Annotated in this window: 18 protein-coding genes; 14 read left to right on the top strand and 4 right to left on the bottom strand. The window is 67.5% G+C overall.

What is annotated here, in order from left to right; all coding sequences use genetic code 11:
• Positions 1–2: 2 nt before the first annotated feature.
• From rseP to lpxB, 8 genes are all read left to right on the top strand, one after another.
• A complete protein-coding gene (gene rseP / locus EV216_RS10785; RefSeq protein ID WP_132695356.1) occupies positions 3–1,349 on the top strand; it encodes an RIP metalloprotease RseP in 1,347 nt (448 codons plus the stop codon).
• Positions 1,350–1,448: 99 nt separating this feature from the next.
• The gene (locus EV216_RS18280; RefSeq protein ID WP_165899222.1) at positions 1,449–1,586 is read left to right on the top strand and encodes a hypothetical protein; all 138 of its coding nucleotides are present in this window, start codon (positions 1,449–1,451) and stop codon (positions 1,584–1,586) included.
• 161 nt (positions 1,587–1,747) lie between these two features.
• A complete protein-coding gene (gene bamA, locus EV216_RS10780; RefSeq protein ID WP_132695355.1) occupies positions 1,748–4,069 on the top strand; it encodes an outer membrane protein assembly factor BamA in 2,322 nt (773 codons plus the stop codon).
• A 4-nt stretch (positions 4,070–4,073) separates the two neighbouring features.
• A complete protein-coding gene (locus tag EV216_RS10775) occupies positions 4,074–4,664 on the top strand; it encodes an OmpH/Skp family outer membrane protein (protein ID WP_132695353.1) in 591 nt (196 codons plus the stop codon).
• 85 nt (positions 4,665–4,749) lie between these two features.
• Entirely contained in the window at positions 4,750–5,223 is a 474-nt protein-coding gene (gene fabZ / locus EV216_RS10770; protein ID WP_132695352.1) for a 3-hydroxyacyl-ACP dehydratase FabZ, read from the top strand.
• Between the two features lie 4 nt (positions 5,224–5,227).
• The gene (lpxA, locus tag EV216_RS10765; RefSeq protein ID WP_132695350.1) at positions 5,228–6,025 is read left to right on the top strand and encodes an acyl-ACP--UDP-N-acetylglucosamine O-acyltransferase; all 798 of its coding nucleotides are present in this window, start codon (positions 5,228–5,230) and stop codon (positions 6,023–6,025) included.
• Positions 6,022–6,858 carry an LpxI family protein gene (locus EV216_RS10760; RefSeq protein WP_132695349.1) on the top strand — a complete coding sequence of 279 codons (837 nt, stop codon included), beginning with the start codon at positions 6,022–6,024 and terminating at the stop codon, positions 6,856–6,858. The genes lpxA and EV216_RS10760 overlap by 4 nt, the downstream gene beginning before the upstream one ends.
• Complete coding sequence (gene lpxB, locus EV216_RS10755) at positions 6,855–8,021, top strand: lipid-A-disaccharide synthase (protein WP_132695347.1); 1,167 nt, start codon at positions 6,855–6,857, stop codon at positions 8,019–8,021. The genes EV216_RS10760 and lpxB overlap by 4 nt, the downstream gene beginning before the upstream one ends.
• Positions 8,022–8,095: 74 nt before the next feature.
• Here lpxB and mnmA read toward each other — a convergent pair whose 3' ends face one another.
• Positions 8,096–9,244, bottom strand: coding sequence for a tRNA 2-thiouridine(34) synthase MnmA (mnmA, locus tag EV216_RS10750; RefSeq protein WP_132695346.1), 1,149 nt, complete (start codon positions 9,242–9,244; stop codon positions 8,096–8,098).
• A 125-nt stretch (positions 9,245–9,369) separates the two neighbouring features.
• On the opposite strand from mnmA, the gene sciP reads away from it, so the two are divergent.
• From sciP to EV216_RS18775, 5 genes are all read left to right on the top strand, one after another.
• Positions 9,370–9,648: a CtrA inhibitor SciP gene (gene sciP, locus EV216_RS10745; protein ID WP_132695344.1), complete on the top strand. Its 279-nt coding sequence runs from the start codon at positions 9,370–9,372 to the stop codon at positions 9,646–9,648.
• Positions 9,649–9,768: 120 nt separating this feature from the next.
• Positions 9,769–10,488, top strand: a complete 720-nt coding sequence (gene ctrA, locus EV216_RS10740; RefSeq protein ID WP_132695342.1) for a response regulator transcription factor CtrA — start codon at positions 9,769–9,771, stop codon at positions 10,486–10,488.
• A gap of 80 nt (positions 10,489–10,568) precedes the next feature.
• Positions 10,569–12,695, top strand: coding sequence for an NAD-dependent DNA ligase LigA (ligA, locus tag EV216_RS10735; protein WP_132695340.1), 2,127 nt, complete (start codon positions 10,569–10,571; stop codon positions 12,693–12,695).
• Positions 12,692–14,782 (top strand): ATP-dependent DNA helicase RecG, encoded by a 2,091-nt coding sequence (recG, locus tag EV216_RS10730; protein ID WP_132695339.1) that lies wholly within the window; start codon positions 12,692–12,694, stop codon positions 14,780–14,782. Before ligA ends, recG begins: the two co-directional genes overlap by 4 nt.
• 108 nt (positions 14,783–14,890) lie before the next feature.
• On the top strand, positions 14,891–15,013 hold the full coding sequence (locus EV216_RS18775; RefSeq protein ID WP_279388205.1) for a hypothetical protein: 123 nt from the start codon (positions 14,891–14,893) through the stop codon (positions 15,011–15,013).
• 126 nt (positions 15,014–15,139) lie between these two features.
• Here the strand turns inward: EV216_RS18775 and EV216_RS10725 are convergent, their stop codons facing one another.
• A complete protein-coding gene (locus tag EV216_RS10725; RefSeq protein WP_132695337.1) occupies positions 15,140–15,592 on the bottom strand; it encodes an iron-sulfur cluster assembly scaffold protein in 453 nt (150 codons plus the stop codon).
• A gap of 67 nt (positions 15,593–15,659) precedes the next feature.
• Here EV216_RS10725 and hisI point away from each other — a divergent pair, with 67 nt between their 5' ends.
• Complete coding sequence (gene hisI, locus EV216_RS10720; RefSeq protein ID WP_132695335.1) at positions 15,660–16,019, top strand: phosphoribosyl-AMP cyclohydrolase; 360 nt, start codon at positions 15,660–15,662, stop codon at positions 16,017–16,019.
• Between the two features lie 41 nt (positions 16,020–16,060).
• Here hisI and gluQRS read toward each other — a convergent pair whose 3' ends face one another.
• Positions 16,061–16,906: a tRNA glutamyl-Q(34) synthetase GluQRS gene (gluQRS, locus tag EV216_RS10715; RefSeq protein ID WP_132695333.1), complete on the bottom strand. Its 846-nt coding sequence runs from the start codon at positions 16,904–16,906 to the stop codon at positions 16,061–16,063.
• Positions 16,899–18,239, bottom strand: a complete 1,341-nt coding sequence (gene trmFO, locus EV216_RS10710; protein ID WP_132695331.1) for a methylenetetrahydrofolate--tRNA-(uracil(54)-C(5))-methyltransferase (FADH(2)-oxidizing) TrmFO — start codon at positions 18,237–18,239, stop codon at positions 16,899–16,901. The genes gluQRS and trmFO overlap by 8 nt, the downstream gene beginning before the upstream one ends.
• Between the last annotated feature and the right edge of the window lie 35 nt (positions 18,240–18,274).

The following is an 18,274-nucleotide window of genomic DNA, read 5'->3' as shown; positions in this document are numbered from 1 at the left end:
ATTTGGATCTCCTTTCGCTGATTCCCTCCGCGGGGAACCTCGTCTTCACGGTCGGCGCCTTCGTTCTGGCGTTGTCGATCATCGTCACCGTGCACGAATACGGCCACTACATCGTCGGCCGCTGGTCGGGCATCAAGGCAGAGGTGTTCTCGATCGGGTTCGGGCCGGTGCTGGTTTCGCGCACCGACCGCCATGGGACGCAATGGCAGATCGCGGCCCTTCCGCTGGGCGGCTATGTGCGGTTCATGGGGGATGCCAGCGCCTCGTCTGCGCGGCCCTCGCCCGAGGTTGCGGGCATGGATCAGGACACTCGGCGCCACACGATGCATGGCGCGCCGCTCTGGGCGCGGACGGCGACGGTGGCGGCGGGGCCCTTGTTCAACTTCGCGCTCGCGATCCTGGTCTTCGCGGCCCTGTCGCTGGTGCGCGGAGTCGCACTCGAGCCGCCCACCGTAGGGTCGCTGGCCGACCTGCCGCAAGGCATGGCCGAGCGGTCCGCGCTGGCGCCCGGCGACACGATCCTGGCGCTGAACGGCATGCCGACGCCCGATTACACCCGTTTCTACGAGGTTGTGGCGACGCTTCCGACCGATGCCGCGCCCGTCTATACCGTGCGCCGCAACGGGGTCGAACGAGACGTGATCGGCCCGTATCCCTTTCCGCCGATCGTGGGCACGGTCCAGCCCCGGACCGCGGCCGCCGAGGCGGGGCTGAGACCCGGCGATGTTGTGCTGGCCATTCAGGGTGAACCGATCAACGCCTTCCGCGAGTTGCAGGCGCGTGTGGCCGAGACCGGCGGGCAGCCGGTCACGGTCAGAATCTGGCGTGCGGGCGAGACGATGGAGTTCGACCTGACGCCCAAATCGATGGATCTGCCGATGTCAGACGGCAGTTTCCAGACGCGCTGGCTGATCGGGATGACCGGCGCGCTGGCCTTCGAAAGCGCCACCCGCATGCCCGGGCCGGTCGAGGCGCTGGGCGAAGGCGTGGACCAGTTGGGTTTCATCCTTCAGTCGAGCCTGTCGGCGCTTTATCACATGGTGACGGGTGCGATCAGTTCGTGCAACCTGTCGGGGCCGATCGGCATCGCCGAAAGCTCGGGCGCGGCGGCCAGCCAGGGGCTTGAGACCTTCATCTGGTTCATCGCGGTGCTGTCGGCGGCGGTGGGACTTCTGAACCTGTTCCCGATCCCGGTCCTCGATGGCGGGCATCTGGTGTTCTACCTCTACGAGGGGATCACCGGTCGGCCGCCGAGCGACCGGGCGATGCGCTTCCTGACGGCGGTCGGCCTGGCGATGCTGCTGGGACTCATGGCCTTTGCCCTGACAAACGATTTGGTCTGCCCCTGACGCTTTCGCGCCCCTGAATTGGACCCGCCCTCTTGCCGCCACAATGCGCGGTCAGGATGCATGCAGGTTCGCAACTCGGGGCAGACAGACGGATTCGGCATGAGCCAGGCCATCGAAACCCTTCGCGACGGCTTGCGCGGGCTGTCGCTGTTGATGCAGTTGAACGGGGACAGGCTGCTTTTTCCCTTTGCAATCGCACTTGCGCTCATGCTGGGCGGCTGGCTCACGGGGCTCTGAGCGCCGCGCAGCAGGGGCGTTCTGCAACCCATCCCTCTGCCGTTGCCCGGCTGAGGGATGAGGGCAACGCGCGCCGTTTTCCAGGTCCTGACCTTTTGACATCCTCCGGCGTTCCCGGTAGCTAAAGTCACAGAAAAAACACGTCAGGGCGGGACGGCGACATGTCAATTTCTGCACGCGGGAACCTCGGCCGACGCGGTCGGGCTCATCTACTGGCGGCGACGGTGCTGCTGGGCAGCGCGGGGGCCGTGGCGCTTGTGCCGCAGGCGGTGCAGGCGCAGACCTACCGCTTCTCGTCGGTCGAGGTGAACGGCAACCAGCGCATCGATGCCGCGACGATCCTGTCCTATGCCGGGATCGCCCGGGGCGAGCCGGTGTCGGCGGCGCGGCTGAACGATGCCTATCAGGCGATTTCAGGCAGCGGGCTGTTCGAGACGGTCGAGCTTTCGCCCCGCGGCAACACGCTGGTGATCAACGTCACCGAATATCCCACGATCAACCGCATCGCGTTCGAGGGCAATGCCCGGATCAAGGACGATGACCTCGCCTCGATCGTCCGTTCGCAATCGCGCCGGGTCTATTCGCCAAGCATGGCCGAGACCGATGCCGCCGCCATCGTCACCGCCTATGAACAGCAGGGTCGACTGGCCGCCAGCGTCACGCCCAAGATCATCCGCCGGTCCGAGAATCGCGTCGACCTGGTCTTCGAGATCGTCGAGGGCGCCGTGGTCGAGATCGAGCGCATCTCCTTCGTTGGCAACCGCGCCTATTCGGAAAGCCGCCTTCGCCGGGCACTGGGGACCAAGCAGGCAGGCATCCTGCGCCGGATCATTCGGTCAGACACCTTCATCGCCGACCGGATCGAGTTCGATAAGCAGGTTCTGAGCGACTTCTACACCTCGCGCGGTTTTGTCGATTTCCAGGTGCTGTCGGTTGCGCCGGAACTGACGCGCAATCGCGACGGCTATCTTCTGACCTTCACCATCCGCGAGGGCCAACAGTTCCGCTTCGGCCGGGTGACGACGGTGTCCGATCTTGCCGAGGTCGATGCGGACGAGTTCCAGCGCGCGGCAAACATCAAGCCGGGACAGGTCTACAGCCCGCTTGCCGTCGAGAATACCATCGCAAGGATGGAACGTCTGGCGACCCGCAAGGGGCTGAATTTCATCCGGGTCGAACCTCGTGTCGTGCGCAATGATCGCGATCTGACCCTGGACATCGAGTTTGCCGTCACGCGCGGACCGCGGATGTTCGTCGAACGCATCGACATCGAGGGCAACGCCACCACGCTCGACCGGGTGGTGCGCCACCAGTTCCGCACCGTCGAGGGCGATCCGTTCAATCCGCGAGAAATACGCGAGGCCGCCGACCGCATCCGCGCGCTGGGTTTCTTCTCGCGCAGCGAGGTCACCGCGCGCGAGGGCAGTGCGCCCGACCAGATGGTTGTGAATGTCGATGTCGAGGAACAACCGACCGGGTCGCTCGCGTTCGGTCTCAGCTATTCCGAGGTCAACGGTGCGGGCGCGGCTATCTCTTTCACCGAATCGAATTTCCTTGGCCGCGGGCAGCTACTCAGCTTCCGCGTCGACACCGGAACCGACAATTCCACCTCGCGGTTCGTCTTCGCCGAGCCTGCCTTCCTGGGCCGGGATGTGCGGTTCGGCTTTTCGGCGATCTATGCCGAGACCGAAGGGCGGTTCAATGCCGAGTATGATACCCGTCTGATCGAGATATCTCCCTCATTGCAATTCCCGATATCCGAGAGCAGTCGGCTGCAAATTCGCTATACCGTGGGCGAAGGCAATATCCGTAACTATACGGGCGGTCCGGGGATCATCCAGGACGATGCGGATCGCGGTGCGCTGACCTATTCCAAGATCGGCTATACCTACAGCTACGATTCTCGCCGGACCGGGCTCGACCCGAATTCCGGCATCCGGCTGGAATTCAGCCAGGATTATGCCGGCCTTGGCGGTGATCTGGAGTATATCGAGACCACCGCCCTGGTTGGGGCGCAGACCATGGTCTGGAACGAGGAAATCACGCTGCGGGCCGAGCTTGAGGGCGGCGTTTTGTCGATGTTGGGCAACGAGGACAGTCGGCTTCTTGACCGCTATTTCCTGAACGGCAAGATTCGCGGATTCGAAGGCAACGGGATCGGTCCGCGGCAACCTGAAAACCGCGGCGGCGCGGCGCTGGGCGGCAACATGTATGCGGTGGCCCGGTTCGAGGCGGAATTCCCGCTAGGCCTACCCGAGGAATACGGGATCACCGGGGGTCTGTTCGCCGATGTCGGCTCGGTTTGGAATCTCGATAATCCGGGCGCGGTGGATGACGATTTCAGCCTGCGTTCATCGGTCGGCGTCTCGATCTTCTGGGACACGCCGATAGGGCCATTGCGCTTCAACTTCTCCGAGGCCGTCAAGAAGAAGAGCTACGACCGCACCCAGAACTTCGACCTGACGATCTCGACACGGTTCTGATCGGATGGGCCGGGTGCGCGCGGCTGTGCTGGCCCTCCTGCTGGCGTGGGGCGCGCCCGCGCTTGCGCCCGCACAGGATGCGCCAATCCTGCGCAGTCCCGTCCTGACCCTCGATCAGGAGCGGCTTTTCAGCGACAGTCGGGCCGGACGGGCGCTGAGTGATGCTCTTGAGGCCGACAGCGCTGCACTTGCCTCCGAGAACCGGCAGATCGAGGCCGAACTTATCGCGGAAGAGCGCGATCTTACCGAACGTCGCCGTACCCTCCCACCCGAGGAATTCCGCACGCTTGCCGAGGCCTTTGACGAAAAGGTGGTGATGACCCGTCGCGCCCAGGACGCCAAGGCGCGTGCTCTTGCCCAGCGCCGCGAGGCGGGTCAGCAGGCGTTCTACCGCCAGGTGCTGCCGCTGGTTGCCGAGATCGTGCGCGAGAGGGGCGGGGTCGTGGTGCTGGAACGGGATGCGGTGATCCTGTCGGCTGAACAGGTTGACATCACCGACGAGGCCATAGCCGCAATAGACGACCGCCTTGCGCCCGAGGCGTTGGAACCGTCTGGAGCAGGCCCCGAAACCGGCGGCGAGGTGTCGGCAGAGTAGCCCGTCTTGCCCCGAGCGAGGGGAGTTGTTAGGGCTGCCGGATGCCGGGCCGCGCGCCTGGGCCGAGTGCAAGGAGTATGTTCAGATGACCAGTGCCCCCGCGACCGAGGTCGTGACCGAGGCCGATATCCAGCTGATCCAGCGGGTCATCCCGCATCGCTACCCGTTCCTGCTGATCGACCGGGTGACGGGGATCGTGCCCTATGAAAGTGCGGTGGGCATCAAGAACGTGACCTTCAACGAGCCGCATTTCCAAGGCCATTTTCCCGGCACCCCGGTCATGCCGGGTGTGACCATCATCGAGGCCATGGCCCAGACCGCGGCGGTCATGGCCGGTCTGTCCCTGGGCAAGGTCGACAGCCAGCTTCTGGTCTATTTCATGGCCATCGACAGCGCCAAGTTCCGCCGCAAGGTGGGGCCCGGCGATGTGCTGGAACTGCACATCACCGTCAAGCGCGGGGGAAAGAAGGTCTGGAAATTCGCGGGCGTCGCGATGGTGGGCGACGAGGTCGCCGCCGAGGCCGAATTCACCGCGATGATGGACCTGCCGCAGGAGTAGGAATATGGCCATCGACCCGACCGCCCGCATTCACTCGTCCGCCATTGTCGAAGACGGCGCCCAGATCGGCCCGGGCTGCGTCATCGGCCCGTTCTCGGTGATCGGGCCCAAGGTGCGTCTGGGGGCAGGGGTCGAGGTCAAGAGCCACGCCATTGTCACCGGCCTGACCGAGATCGGCGAGGGCACGGTGATCTTCCCCTTCGCCAATATCGGCGACATCCCGCAGGACCTGAAATACCGCGGCGAGGACACCCGCCTGATCGTCGGCGCGCGCAACCGCATCCGCGAGGGCGTCACGATGAACACCGGCACCGAGGGCGGCGGCGGCATTACCCGGGTCGGTGACGATTGCCTGTTCATGATGGGCGCCCATGTCGCCCATGACGCGCAGGTGGGCGACCGGGTCATCATGGTCAACAACTCGGCGCTGGCGGGGCATTGCGTCATTGGCGACGACGTGATCATCGGCGGGCTGTCTGGTATCCATCAATTCGTGCGGGTCGGCCGCGGCGCGATCATCGGCGCGGTGACGATGGTGACGAATGATGTCATTCCCTATGGTCTGGTGCAGGGGCCGCGCGGCGTGCTGGACGGGCTGAACCTTGTCGGGCTTAAACGCCGCGGTGTGGCGCGCGAGGATATCTCGGCGCTGCGCGCGGCCTTTCAGGCGCTGGCGCAGGGCGAGGGCGCGTTCATGGATCGCGCTCGCCGCATCCATGCGGAAACCGACAGCCCCCATGTCCGCGAGATGGTCGAGTTCGTGCTCGCCGATACCGACCGCTCCTTCCTGACCCCGCGCTGATGGCGGGCGCGACCGCCCTGATCGCCGGACGCGGCGCGCTGCCCGCGCATCTGGCCCGCGCGCTGGCCGCCTCGGGCGCGCCCTTCGTGATCGCCGAGGTCGAGGGCTTTGCGATGGACAATCCCGACGGGCTTCCGGTCATGCGCTTCGCGCTCGAACGGCTGGCGCTTCTGTTCGACCACCTGCACGAAAACGGCGTGACCCGCGTGGTGATGGTCGGCGCCGTGACCCGGCCGCGGCTTGACCCCGAACGCATCGACCCGCGCACCGCGCAATTGCTGCCGCGGATCGTCCCGGCACTGGCCCAGGGCGATGACGCGACCCTGCGCGCGGTGATCGCCCTGTTCGAGGAGGAGGGCTTTGCCGTGGTCGGCGCCGAGGCCGTGGCGCCCGACCTGCTGCCGCCGCCCGGCGTGCTGACGCAGGCTCGGCCCGGCCCCGCCGACGAACGCGACGCCGCCCGCGCCGTACAGATCGTCGCGGCGCTGGGGGCGGCGGATGTGGGGCAGGGGGCGGTCGTGGCACAGGGGCTCTGCCTTGCGGTCGAAGCGCTGCCCGGCACGGATGCGATGCTGGCCTGGGTGGCCGAGGTCGCAGGCGCCTGCCGCCCCGATCCCAAGGGCGCAAGGGGTGTGGTCTGCAAGGCGCCGAAACCGGGCCAGGATCGCCGCGTCGACCTGCCCGCCATCGGCCCCGCCACGGTCGAGGCCGCCGCTCGCGCGGGCCTTGCCGGGATCGTCGTCGAGGCCGGGGGCGTGCTGCTGCTCGACCCCGCCGAAACCATCGCCCGCGCCGATCGGGCGGGGCTGTTTCTCTGGGTCCGAACCCCGTGAGCCGCCCGCCCCGGTTCTTCCTGATCGCGGGCGAGCCTTCGGGCGATGCGCTGGGCGCGGCGTTGATGGCGGGGCTCAAGTCCTTGGCGCCGGGGGTCGCGTTTCACGGTATCGGCGGCCCGCTGATGCAGGCCGAGGGGCTGACCAGCCTCTTTCCCATGGACGAGCTGTCGGTCATGGGCATCGCCGAGGTGCTGCCGCGCTATTTCGCGCTGAAACGCCGGATCGCCCAATCCGCCGACGCGGTGCTGAACCTCAAACCCGATGCACTGATCACCATCGACAGCCCCGATTTTTCCCTGCGCGTCGCCGCCCGGGTGAAGGCCGCCAGCCGCATCCGCACGGTGCATTACGTCGCCCCCACCGTCTGGGCCTGGCGGCCGAAACGCGCGGCACGGATGGCGCGGATGATCGACCAGGTGCTGGCGCTCTTCCCGTTCGAGCCGCCCTACATGCAGGCCGAAGGCATGCGTTGCGATTTCGTCGGCCACCCGGTCGTCGCCCAGCCGCACGCCACGCCAGCCGAGGCCGCTGCCTTCCGCGCCGCCCATGGCATCGCGCCCGATGCGCCGCTGATCCTTGCCCTGCCCGGATCGCGCCGGGGCGAGGTTGCGCGCCTTGCCTCGGTCTTCGGCGCGGCACTCGCCCCCGTTCTGGCCCGCCACCCGGCGTTGCGCGTCGTCGTCCCCGCGGCCAGCCCGGTCGCCGATGCGGTCCTGCACCTGACCCGCGACTGGCCCGGCGCGCCGCTGATCCTCGACCCCCGCACCACCCCGCCCGCCGACAAGCGCGCCGGTTTCGCCGCCGCCGATCTGGCGCTGGCCGCCTCGGGCACGGTCTCGCTGGAACTGGCCGCCGCCGCCACGCCCATGGTCATCGCCTATGACATGAACTGGCTTTCGCGCGCGATCATCGGCCGGATGCTGCGGCTCGACACGGTCACGCTGGTCAATATCGTCTCGGAAACCCGCACCGTGCCCGAATTCCTCGGCGCCGCCTGCAAGCCCGCGCCGATTGCCGCCGCGCTTGTGCGGCTTCTGGACGATCCCGAGGCCCGCGCCGCGCAACTGTCGGCCGCGCGCCTGACCATGACCCGGCTGGGGCAGGGCGGCGAGGCCCCCGGCCTGCGCGCTGCCCGCGCCGTCCTTGACGGGCTTGGCTGAATGCCGGTCTTCTTCTTGGCAAAAATACCCATTATCCCGCCGCCAGACATCCCGCGCGGCGCTTGCGCAGGGGCTCAGCCGCCCGCCCGGATCCAGCCGCCACCCAGAACCCGGGTGCCCTCGGTCTCGTAGAATACACAGGCCTGGCCGGGGCTCACGCCTTCCTCGGGGGCCAGCAACTCGACCACCGCCTCGCGCTCCGAAACCGGCCGCAGGATTGCTTCGCGCGGCGGCCGGGTCGAGCGGACGCGCACCAGAACCGGCCATTCGGCCTGTGTCCCGATCGGCGCATCGCCCAGCCAGTTCACCTCGCCAAGATGTACCAGCCGCGTGGCCAGCATCTCTTTCGGCCCGACGATCACCTGCCGCGCATCGACATCCAGCCGCACCACGAAAAGCGGCTCGGTCAGCCCGCCGATCCCCAGCCCCCGGCGCTGGCCGATGGTGTAGTGGATCACGCCCTCATGCACCCCCAGCACGCGGCCATCGGCATGCACGATCTCGCCTGGCTCGGCCGCGCCCGGGCGCAGCTTCTCGATGACCGAGGCATAATTGCCCTCGGGGACGAAACAGATGTCCTGGCTGTCGGGCTTGTCGGCCACGGGCAGCCCGTATTTCGCCGCCAGCGCCCGGGTCGCGGCTTTGTCGGGCAGGCCCCCCAGCGGGAAGCGCAGGAACTCGAGCTGCTCGCGGGTCGTCGAGAACAGGAAATAGGACTGGTCGCGGGCAGGATCGGCTGCACGGTGCAGTTCCGGCCCCTGCGCGCCCGCCATCCGCCGGATGTAATGCCCGGTCGCCATGCAGTCGGCGTCAAGCTCCCTGGCCGTCTCCAGAAGGTCGCGGAACTTGACCCTCTCGTTGCAGCGGATGCAGGGCACGGGCGTCGCGCCGGCCAGATAGGCGTCGGCAAATTCCTCGATCACGGCCTCACGAAAGGCGTTTTCATAGTCCAGAACGTAATGGGGGAAACCCACCTGCTCGGCCACCCGGCGGGCGTCATGGATGTCCCGCCCGGCGCAGCACGCGCCCTTTTTCGCCAGCGCGGCGCCATGGTCGTAAAGCTGAAGCGTGATGCCCACCACGTCATAGCCCTCCTCGGCCAGTTGCGCGGCGACAACCGAACTGTCGACGCCGCCCGACATGGCGACGAGCACGCGGGTTTCCGCCTCGGGCTTGGCAAAGCCCAGCGAGTTCAGCGGGCGAGTCGCGCTGTCAAGCGGCATGGGAGCACTCCTGGGGAACATTCGTGAGAATATAGGAAAATGCGAGATACTCTCAACCCTCCGTTTCATCCCCTCTTAAGCATGCGGGGCCAGTTTCGGTTCATCCTCAAGAGGGACGAGTGCCGATGTTTCTGAAACGCATCGATGGGCCGCGAACCGTCACGCTGCCCGATGGGACGACCATGACGCGGGCCGACCTGCCGCCGGTGGACACGCGCCGGTGGGTTGCCAGCCGCAAGGCCGCCGTGGTCAAGGCTGTTGCAGCCGGGCTTATCTCCGAGGCCGAGGCGCTGGACCGCTACGGGCTGTCCGAAGAGGAACTCGACGGCTGGCGAACCGCGGTGCGCGAGCATGGGTTGCGGGGGCTGAAGGTCACGGCGCTGAAGGAGTTCAGACAACCCTGACGCGAAATTAACTGGACAACCTTAAATTGTAAATGTTACCATCAACCTTAAGGTAAGATGAAGTTAACCATTTTTCGTCAGGGTTTGCAAACGTAAGACGACTTAGCGGAGAGCCCAGCCATGCGCGTGCTTCTGGTGGAAGACGACCCGACTACGGCCAAAAGCATCGAGCTGATGCTGACCCATGCCAACCTGAACGTCTACACGACCGATCTGGGCGAAGAAGGTATCGACCTTGCGAAACTCTACGATTATGACCTGATCCTGCTCGATCTGAACCTGCCGGACATGAACGGGCATGAAGTGTTGCGCCAGCTTCGTCTTGCGCGGATCGATACGCCGATCCTGATCCTGTCGGGCGCGTCCGATACCGAGAACAAGATCAAGGGATTCGGCTTCGGCGCTGACGATTACATGACAAAGCCGTTCCACCGCGAGGAACTGGTCGCGCGCATCCACGCGATCATCCGCCGGTCCAAGGGGCACGCCCAGTCGGTCATCCGCACCGGACGCATCGAGGTTAACCTCGATGCCAAAACGGTCGATGTCGAGGGAAAGCCCGTGCATCTGACCGGCAAGGAATATCAGATGCTGGAACTTCTGTCGCTGAGGAAGGGCACGACGCTGACCAAGGAGATGTTCCTGAACCATCTTTACGGCGGCATGGACGAGCCCGAACTCAAGATCATCGACGTCTTCATCTGCAAGCTGCGCAAGAAGCTTGCCCAGGCCACCGGCGGCGAGACCTATATCGAGACGGTCTGGGGCCGGGGCTATGTGCTGCGCGATCCCGAACCCGTGCGCGGCGAGTTGCCAAGGTCGATCGCCTTGGGCGCATGACAGCCGGGCGGCCCAGGCGGCCGCTGGAAATCCCGCCGCGGCGCCCCTATCACTGAGCGGGGGCAGCCGCGGGAGGGCGCATGACGGCCGAGACACCTGTCGAACATCTGACCGAAGACGCGGCGCGCGCGGAACTGGCCCGTCTTGCGCATCAGATCGCGCAGGCCGATGCGGCCTATCACCTGCATGACGCGCCCGACATCTCGGATGCCGCCTATGATGCGCTGAAGCGGCGCAACGCCGAGATCGAGGCGCGCTTTCCCGCCCTCATCCGACCGGACAGCCCCTCGGCGCGGGTGGGCGCAACGCCCGCCGAAGGCTTTGCCAAGGTCCGGCACGAACGGCGGATGCTGTCGCTGGAAAACGCCTTCGAGCCCGCCGAGATCGCCGAGTTCGACGCCCGCATCCGCCGCTATCTGGGCCTTGGCGACGACGCGCCGCTGATCTACACCGCCGAGCCCAAGATCGACGGGCTGTCGCTGAGCCTGCGCTACGAGGGCGGGCGGCTGGTGCAGGCCGCGACCCGCGGCGATGGCGAGACCGGCGAGAACGTGACCGCCAATGCCCGCACCCTGTCCGACATCCCCGCGCGGATCGAGGGTGCGCCCGACATCCTTGAGGTGCGCGGCGAGGTCTATATGGCGCATGCCGATTTCGAGGCGCTGAATACCCGTCAGGCCGAGGCCGGGCAAAAGACCTTTGCCAATCCGCGCAACGCCGCAGCCGGATCGCTGCGCCAGCTTGACCCGGCGATCACGGCATCCCGGCCGCTCGGGTTCTTTGCCTATGGCTGGGGTGCGCTCAGCGCGCCGCTGGCCGATACCCAGAAGGGCGCGATTGACCGGCTGGCGGAATTCGGATTTCCGGTCAATCCCTTGACGGCGCTTTGCGATGGGCCCGACGCGCTGATGGCCCATTATTCCGCCATCGAACAGCGCCGCGCGACGCTGGGCTATGACATCGACGGCGTGGTGTACAAGGTCGACGATCTGGCGCTTCAGGACCGGCTTGGCTTCCGCTCGACCACGCCGCGCTGGGCCATCGCGCACAAGTTCCCCGCCGAACTTGCCTGGACACGGCTGGAACGGATCGAGATTCAGGTCGGCCGCACCGGCGCGCTGTCACCGGTTGCGCGGCTGATGCCGGTTACCGTGGGCGGCGTCGTCGTCTCGAACGCGACGCTGCATAACGAGGATTACATCGCCGGGCGCGATTCCCGGGGCATGGCGATCCGCGACGGCAAGGATTTCCGCGAAGGCGACTGGGTGCAGGTCTATCGCGCGGGCGACGTGATCCCCAAGCTGGCGGATGTGGACCTGTCCAGGCGACCCCCGGACGCCGCGCCCTATGCCTTTCCGACCATCTGCCCCGAATGTGGCTCTGACGCGATTCGCGAGGAGGGCGATTCGGTGCGCCGCTGCACCGGCGGGCTGATCTGCCCGGCGCAGGCGGTGGAACGGCTGAAGCATTTCGTCTCGCGCAACGCCTTCGACATCGAGGGGCTGGGGGCGAAACAGGTCGAGATGTTCTACCGCGATGAAGTGCTGCCGATCCGCGAACCCGCCGACATCTTCACGCTTGAGGCGCGCGACCGCGCGAACATCCCCAAGCTGAGAAACCGCGAGGGCTGGGGCGAGAAATCCGCCGCGAACCTGTTCGCCGCCATTCAGGCGCGGCGCGTGATCCCGCTGAACCGGCTGATCTTTGCGCTGGGCATCCGCCATGTCGGCGAGGTGAACGCCGACCTTCTGGCGCGCAACTACCTGACCTGGCAGGCGTTCGAGGCCGCGATGACCAACGCCACCGTGGGCGGCGGGGCCGAGTGGGAACAGCTTCTGTCCATCGACGGGGTCGGGCAGGTGCTGGCGTCCTCGCTTGTCACGGCCTTTCACCAACCGGCCGAGCGCGCCTCGATCAACCGGCTTGTGGCGCATCTGAGCGTGGAACCCGCCCAGCCGCGCGGGCAGGTCGACAGCCCCGTGGCAGGCAAGACCGTGGTCTTTACCGGCACGCTGGAACGGATGACGCGGGCCGAGGCCAAGGCCCGGGCCGAGGCGCTGGGGGCCAAGGTGGCGGGCTCGGTGTCGAAGAAGACCGATCTTGTCGTGGCGGGGCCGGGCGCGGGGTCCAAGGCGAAACAGGCCGCCGAACTGGGCATCGAGACCATCGACGAGGAGGCGTGGCTCGACCTCATCGGGACCGCATGAGCGGCCGACCCGACATCCTGTTCCCGCTGTTCGGGGAGCTGACCGGGCTTGAGGGTGTCGGCCCCAAGACCGCCAAGCTGCTGGCGCAGATCGACATCGAGAAGCCGCGCGATCTGATCTTCACGCTGCCCCATTCGGGGGTGGATCGGCGGCGGCGGGCCTCCCTTCGCCAGGTGCCGCCCGGCGAGGTGGCGACGGTCGAGATCGAGGTGCTGCGCCACGAACCGCCGCGCGCCCGGGGCCGGCCCTGGCGGGTGCAGGTGCAGGATACCGAGACCGCCTTCACGCTGGTCTTCTTCCACGCCCGCGGCGAGGCGCTGCGCCGGATCCTGCCCGAGGGCGCGCGGCGGGTGATCTCGGGCAAGGTCGAGCATTTCGACGGCATGATCCAGATCGCCCATCCCGACCACATGCTGCCCCCCGACGAGGCCGAGGCGATTCCCGATTTCGAGCCGGTCTATCCGCTGACCGCGGGCGTCAGCCTCCGGCACATGACCCGGGCCGTGCACGCCGCGCTCGACCGCCTGCCCGATCTGCCGGAATGGATCGACCCCGCGCTGCGCGCCCGCGAGGGCTGGCCCGTCTGGGCCGCGGCGCTGAGGACCGCGCATGCGCCGCTCGGGGCGCGGGAACTCGCGCCCACCTCGCCCGCGCGGCAACGGCTGGCCTATGACGAGCTGTTCGCCCACCAGCTGACGCTGGCGCTGGCGCGGGCTTCGGTGCGGCGGGGCAAGGGGCGGACAAGCATCGGTGACGGGCGGCTTCGGGCGCGCGTGCTGGCCGCGCTGCCCTACCGCCCCACCGCCGCCCAGACCCGCGCCATCGACGAGATCGCCGCCGACATGGGCCAGCCCATGCGGATGACCCGGCTGTTGCAGGGCGATGTCGGCGCGGGCAAGACGCTGGTCGCGCTGATGGCGCTGCTGGTCGCGGTCGAGGCGGGCGGGCAGGGCGTGATGATGGCGCCCACCGAGATCCTCGCCCGTCAGCACCTGGCCAACCTGCGCCCGCTGGCCGAGACGGCCGGCGTGGTGTTGGAGATCCTGACCGGCCGCGACAAGGGGGCCGAACGGCGGGCCAAGCTTGCCGCGCTGGCTGCGGGCGACATCCAGATCCTCGTCGGTACGCATGCGCTGTTCCAGAAGGATGTGGATTTCCGCGACTTGCGCCTGGCCATCGTCGACGAACAGCACCGCTTCGGCGTGACCCAGCGGATGGAACTGGCCGCCAAGGGGCAGGGGGCGGACGTGCTGGTGATGACCGCGACGCCGATCCCGCGCAGCCTGGCGCTGGCCAGCTACGGCGACATGGACGTGTCGGTGCTGGACGAGAAACCGCCGGGCCGCACGCCGGTCAAGACCGCGCTGATCTCGGCGGGGCGGATCGACGAGGTGGTGGACCACCTGCGCCGCGCCATCGCCGAGGGGCGGCAGACCTATTGGGTCTGCCCGCTGGTCGAGGGTTCGGAACTGGTGGACCTGACCGCGGCCGAGGACCGCTTTCAGAGCCTGCGCGCGGCACTGGGCGAGGGGGTCGTGGGGCTGGTGCATGGCCAGATGCCCGGCCCCGAAAAGGACGCCGCGATGGCCCGGTTTCAGGCGGGCGAAACGGCGGTACTGGTCGCGACCACGGTGATCGAGGTGGGGGTGAACGTGCCCAACGCCTCGATCATGGTGATCGAGCGGGCCGAGGGTTTCGGGCTGGCGCAATTGCACCAGTTGCGCGGTCGGGTCGGGCGGGGGGCGGCGGCCTCGACCTGTCTGTTGATGTATCAGCCGCCCCTGACCGAAAGCGGGCGGCGGCGGCTGGAAATCCTGCGCGAGACCGAGGACGGCTTTCGCATCGCCGAGGAGGATCTGGCGATGCGCGGCGCGGGTGATCTGATCGGCACCGCGCAATCGGGCCTGCCGCGCTTTCGCATTGCCGATCTGGAACGGCAATCGGCGCTGATGGCGCTGGCGCAAAGCGATGCGCGCAAGCTGCTGGCCGACGACCCGGCGCTGGAAACCGAGCGCGGCAAGGCCGCCCGCGTGCTGCTCTGGCTGATGGAACAGGACAAGGCGATCCGGCTGATTCAGGTGGGCTGAGGGCGTTTCGTTCCGGTCTGTTCTGGAAAGTTCTTAAAAAGTTCTTTACGCACAACCGAAAGTATGAGAACAAATGGGCAACAAGTTATCCGACAGGAGGTTGCCCCGATGCTGACCGAACTGCTCGCCACCCTTGAGCGCAGCCGCGCCACCCTCTGGCAGGATGCGATTGGCGCCGCCGCGCTGATGGTGGCCTTGTTCGCGGGGCTGCACCTGCCCGCGCTTTACTGACGGTTCACTGCCCGCTGTCTGTGCCTGCGCCTTTCCCCAAGGGGCCGGGAGCCTGCCTCTCTCTGCACGGACGCATACCTTGCCGCCGCCTCCCGCACCGGAGCGCGGCGGTTTTTTTGTGACGGATCAGGCGCAGGCCGCGGCTTCGGCGGCGTCAAACGCTTCCAGCGTCGCCTCCAGCGCCAGCAGGATCGAGGCGTGGCGATTGCGATATTCGCGCGCGGGGGCCAGCACCTCCAGCCCCTCGAAGGGCGGTTCGGGCGGCGGGCCGTTTTCCTTGAGCATCGCCTTGAGCTGGTCGCGCGCACGCTGCACCTCGTCCCGGCTGCGCCCGAGGATGGCGGCCCCGACGACCGCCGCCGCGGCCTGACCCAATGCGCAGGCCTTGACGTCTTGGCCAAAGCGCGTGATCCGCCCGTTCGCGATGTCCAGATCCACGCTGACCGTCGAGCCACAAAGCGGGGAGCGCTTGCGCGCGCTGGCCATCGGCGCCTCCAGCCGACCCAGATGCGGGATGTCGGCCGCCAGCGCCAGGATGCGCTGGGAGTAGAGCTTGACGAGATCGGTCTCGGCGGTCATGGCGTTCCCTTCTGCCCGCATCGCGCATAGATAACCCCGGCGCGCGCGTTTTCAAAGGAGTTCGGCCATGGCCTTCGATCCTGCAAGCCTGAAATTCGATGCGGCGGGCCTGATCCCGGCGATTGCCCAGGATACGGGCGGGGCGGTGCTGATGATGGCCTGGATGAACGCCGACGCGGTTGCCCGCACGCTGGACAGCGGGCGCGTCACCTATTGGTCGCGCTCGCGGCAGGCCTTCTGGGTCAAGGGCGAGAGCAGCGGCCATGTCCAGCGGCTGATCGAGATGCGCGTGGATTGCGACCGCGACTGCCTGTTGCTGCTGGTCGAGCAGGAGGGTCCGGCCTGTCACACCAACCGGCGAAGCTGTTTCTACACCGCGATCCGCGACGGCGAGGAAGTGGAGATCATGGCGCCCGTGGCAGGCTGAGGCGCCATGGGTATTTGTGCCAAGAAGAAGCAGCGGGCGCGTCAGAGCTCGACAAGGCGGCGGATGTCCTCGGGCGTTGCGCCGTCGGCGCGGTAGCGCGCCAGCGCGCGCGCGTCGTCGCGCTTGGCCAGCCGCTTGCCCGCCTCGTCCAGGATCAGGCGGTGATGGTGGTAGCTTGGCGAGGGCAGGCCCAGAAGGCACTGGAGCAGAACGTGAATCGGCGTGGCCTCGAACAGGTCTTCGCCGCGCACGACCTCGCTGACCTGCTGGAAGGCGTCATCCACCACCACGGCGAGGTGATAGGAGGTGCCGATATCGCGCCGGGCCAGAACCACGTCGCCAACCGTTTCGATCAGCGCATCGCGCACCAGCGCGTGGCGCCCGGCATGGGACGGCCCGGTTTCGGTGAAGGCCGGGAGAGCGTCCAGCCGGGCAAGGGCTGCCTGCATGTTCAGCCGGATCGCGTCATCGGGACCGGCCTGATCCATCGGGCGGGTGCGGCAGGTGCCGGGATAGACCGGCCCGTCGGGGCCCAGGACCGGCGCGTGCGGGGCCGAAAGGGCCGCACGGATATCGCCGCGGCGGCAGCGGCAGGGATAGGTCAACCCCATCGCGGCCAGCCGGTCGAGCGCGGCGGCATGGGCGGGCAGGCGGGCGGACTGGCGCAGGACCGGGCGCGGCCAGTCGATGCCGAGCCAGGCGAGATCGTCGAAGATCAGCGCCTCCCATTCCGGGCGGCAGCGGGTGCTGTCGATATCCTCGATCCTGAGCAGCATGGTGCCGCCCGCGGCGCGGGCGCGGTCAAAGGCGGTCAGCGCGGAAAAAGCGTGGCCAAGATGCAGGGGCCCGGTGGGCGAGGGCGCGAAGCGGGTGCGCGCCTCAGCCATGGGCAAGCCAGGCTGTCCAGTCGGCCTTGGCGCGGTCGGTATAGGCCTTGTAGCGGTCGCGCCGGCCGCGGCGCCCGGCCCTGAGCCCCTCGACCGGCGGGAACAGGCCGAAATTGACGTTCATCGGCTGAAAGGTCCGGGCATCCGCGCCGCCGGTGATATGGGCGACCAGCGCGCCGGTGGCGGTGGTCGCGGGCACGGGCGGCAGGCTGCGGCCCATGAGTTCCGCCGCGGCTAGGCGACCCGCCAAAAGGCCCATCGCGGCCGATTCCACATAGCCCTCGACCCCGGTGATCTGCCCGGCAAAGCGGATATGGGGGCGCGATTTCAGCCGCAATTCGGCGTCAAGCAGCATGGGCGCGTTGAGGAAGGTGTTGCGGTGGATCCCGCCAAGGCGCGCGAACATGGCGTTTTCAAGCCCGGGAATCATCCTGAAAACATATGTTTGCGCGCCGTATTTCATCTTGGTCTGGAAGCCGACGATATTGTAGAGCGTGCCCAGCGCATTGTCGCGGCGCAGTTGCACCACCGCATGGGGCTTGATCTCCGGGGCATGCGGGTTGGTCAGCCCCACCGGCTTCATCGGCCCGTGGCGCAGCGTTTCGCGCCCGCGCTCGGCCATCACCTCGATCGGCAGGCAGCCGTCGAAATAGCCTGCGGTCTCGCCCTCGTGGAACTCGGTCTTTTCGGCGGCGAGCAGCGCGTCGATGAAGGCCTCGTACTGGTCGCGATCCATTGGGCAGTTCAGGTAGGCGGTGCGCTCTTCCTCGGTCTCGCCCTTGTCATAGCGCGACTGGAACCATGCCCGGGTCAGGTCCACGCTGTCGGCATGCACGATGGGCGCGATGGCGTCGAAAAAGGCCAGCGCCTCGGCGCCGGTTTCGGCGCGGATCGCCTGTCCCAGCGCGTCCGAGGTCAGCGGACCCGTCGCGACGATCCAGTGGCCATCAACGGGTAGTGACGTGATTTCAGTGCGTTCAACGGCGATCTTCGGATGGTCCAGAAGCTGCGCGGTCACCGCCTCGGCAAAGCGGTCGCGGTCCACGGCCAGTGCGCCGCCCGCGGGCAGGCGGTTGTCGTCGGCCATCGCCATGATCAGCCCGCCCGCCGCGCGCATTTCCCAATGCAGAAGGCCCACGGCGTTCTGTTCGTCATCGTCCGAGCGGAACGAGTTGGAACACACCATCTCGGCCAGCCGGTCGGTGCGGTGGGCAAAGGTGCCGGTCTGCGGGCGCATCTCGTGGATCACCACGTCAAGCCCGGCCTGCGCGGCCTGCCAGGCGGCCTCGGCTCCGGCCATGCCGCCGCCAATGATGTGAAGGTAGTCTGTCATGGCCCCGCTCTAGCGGCGCGCGTCGTCCGAGGAAA

Source organism: Rhodovulum steppense (assembly GCF_004339675.1).
Taxonomy (GTDB): domain Bacteria; phylum Pseudomonadota; class Alphaproteobacteria; order Rhodobacterales; family Rhodobacteraceae; genus Rhodovulum; species Rhodovulum steppense.
Note: the sequence above shows the minus strand (reverse complement) of the source record. Positions and strands in the feature narration are given on the sequence as shown.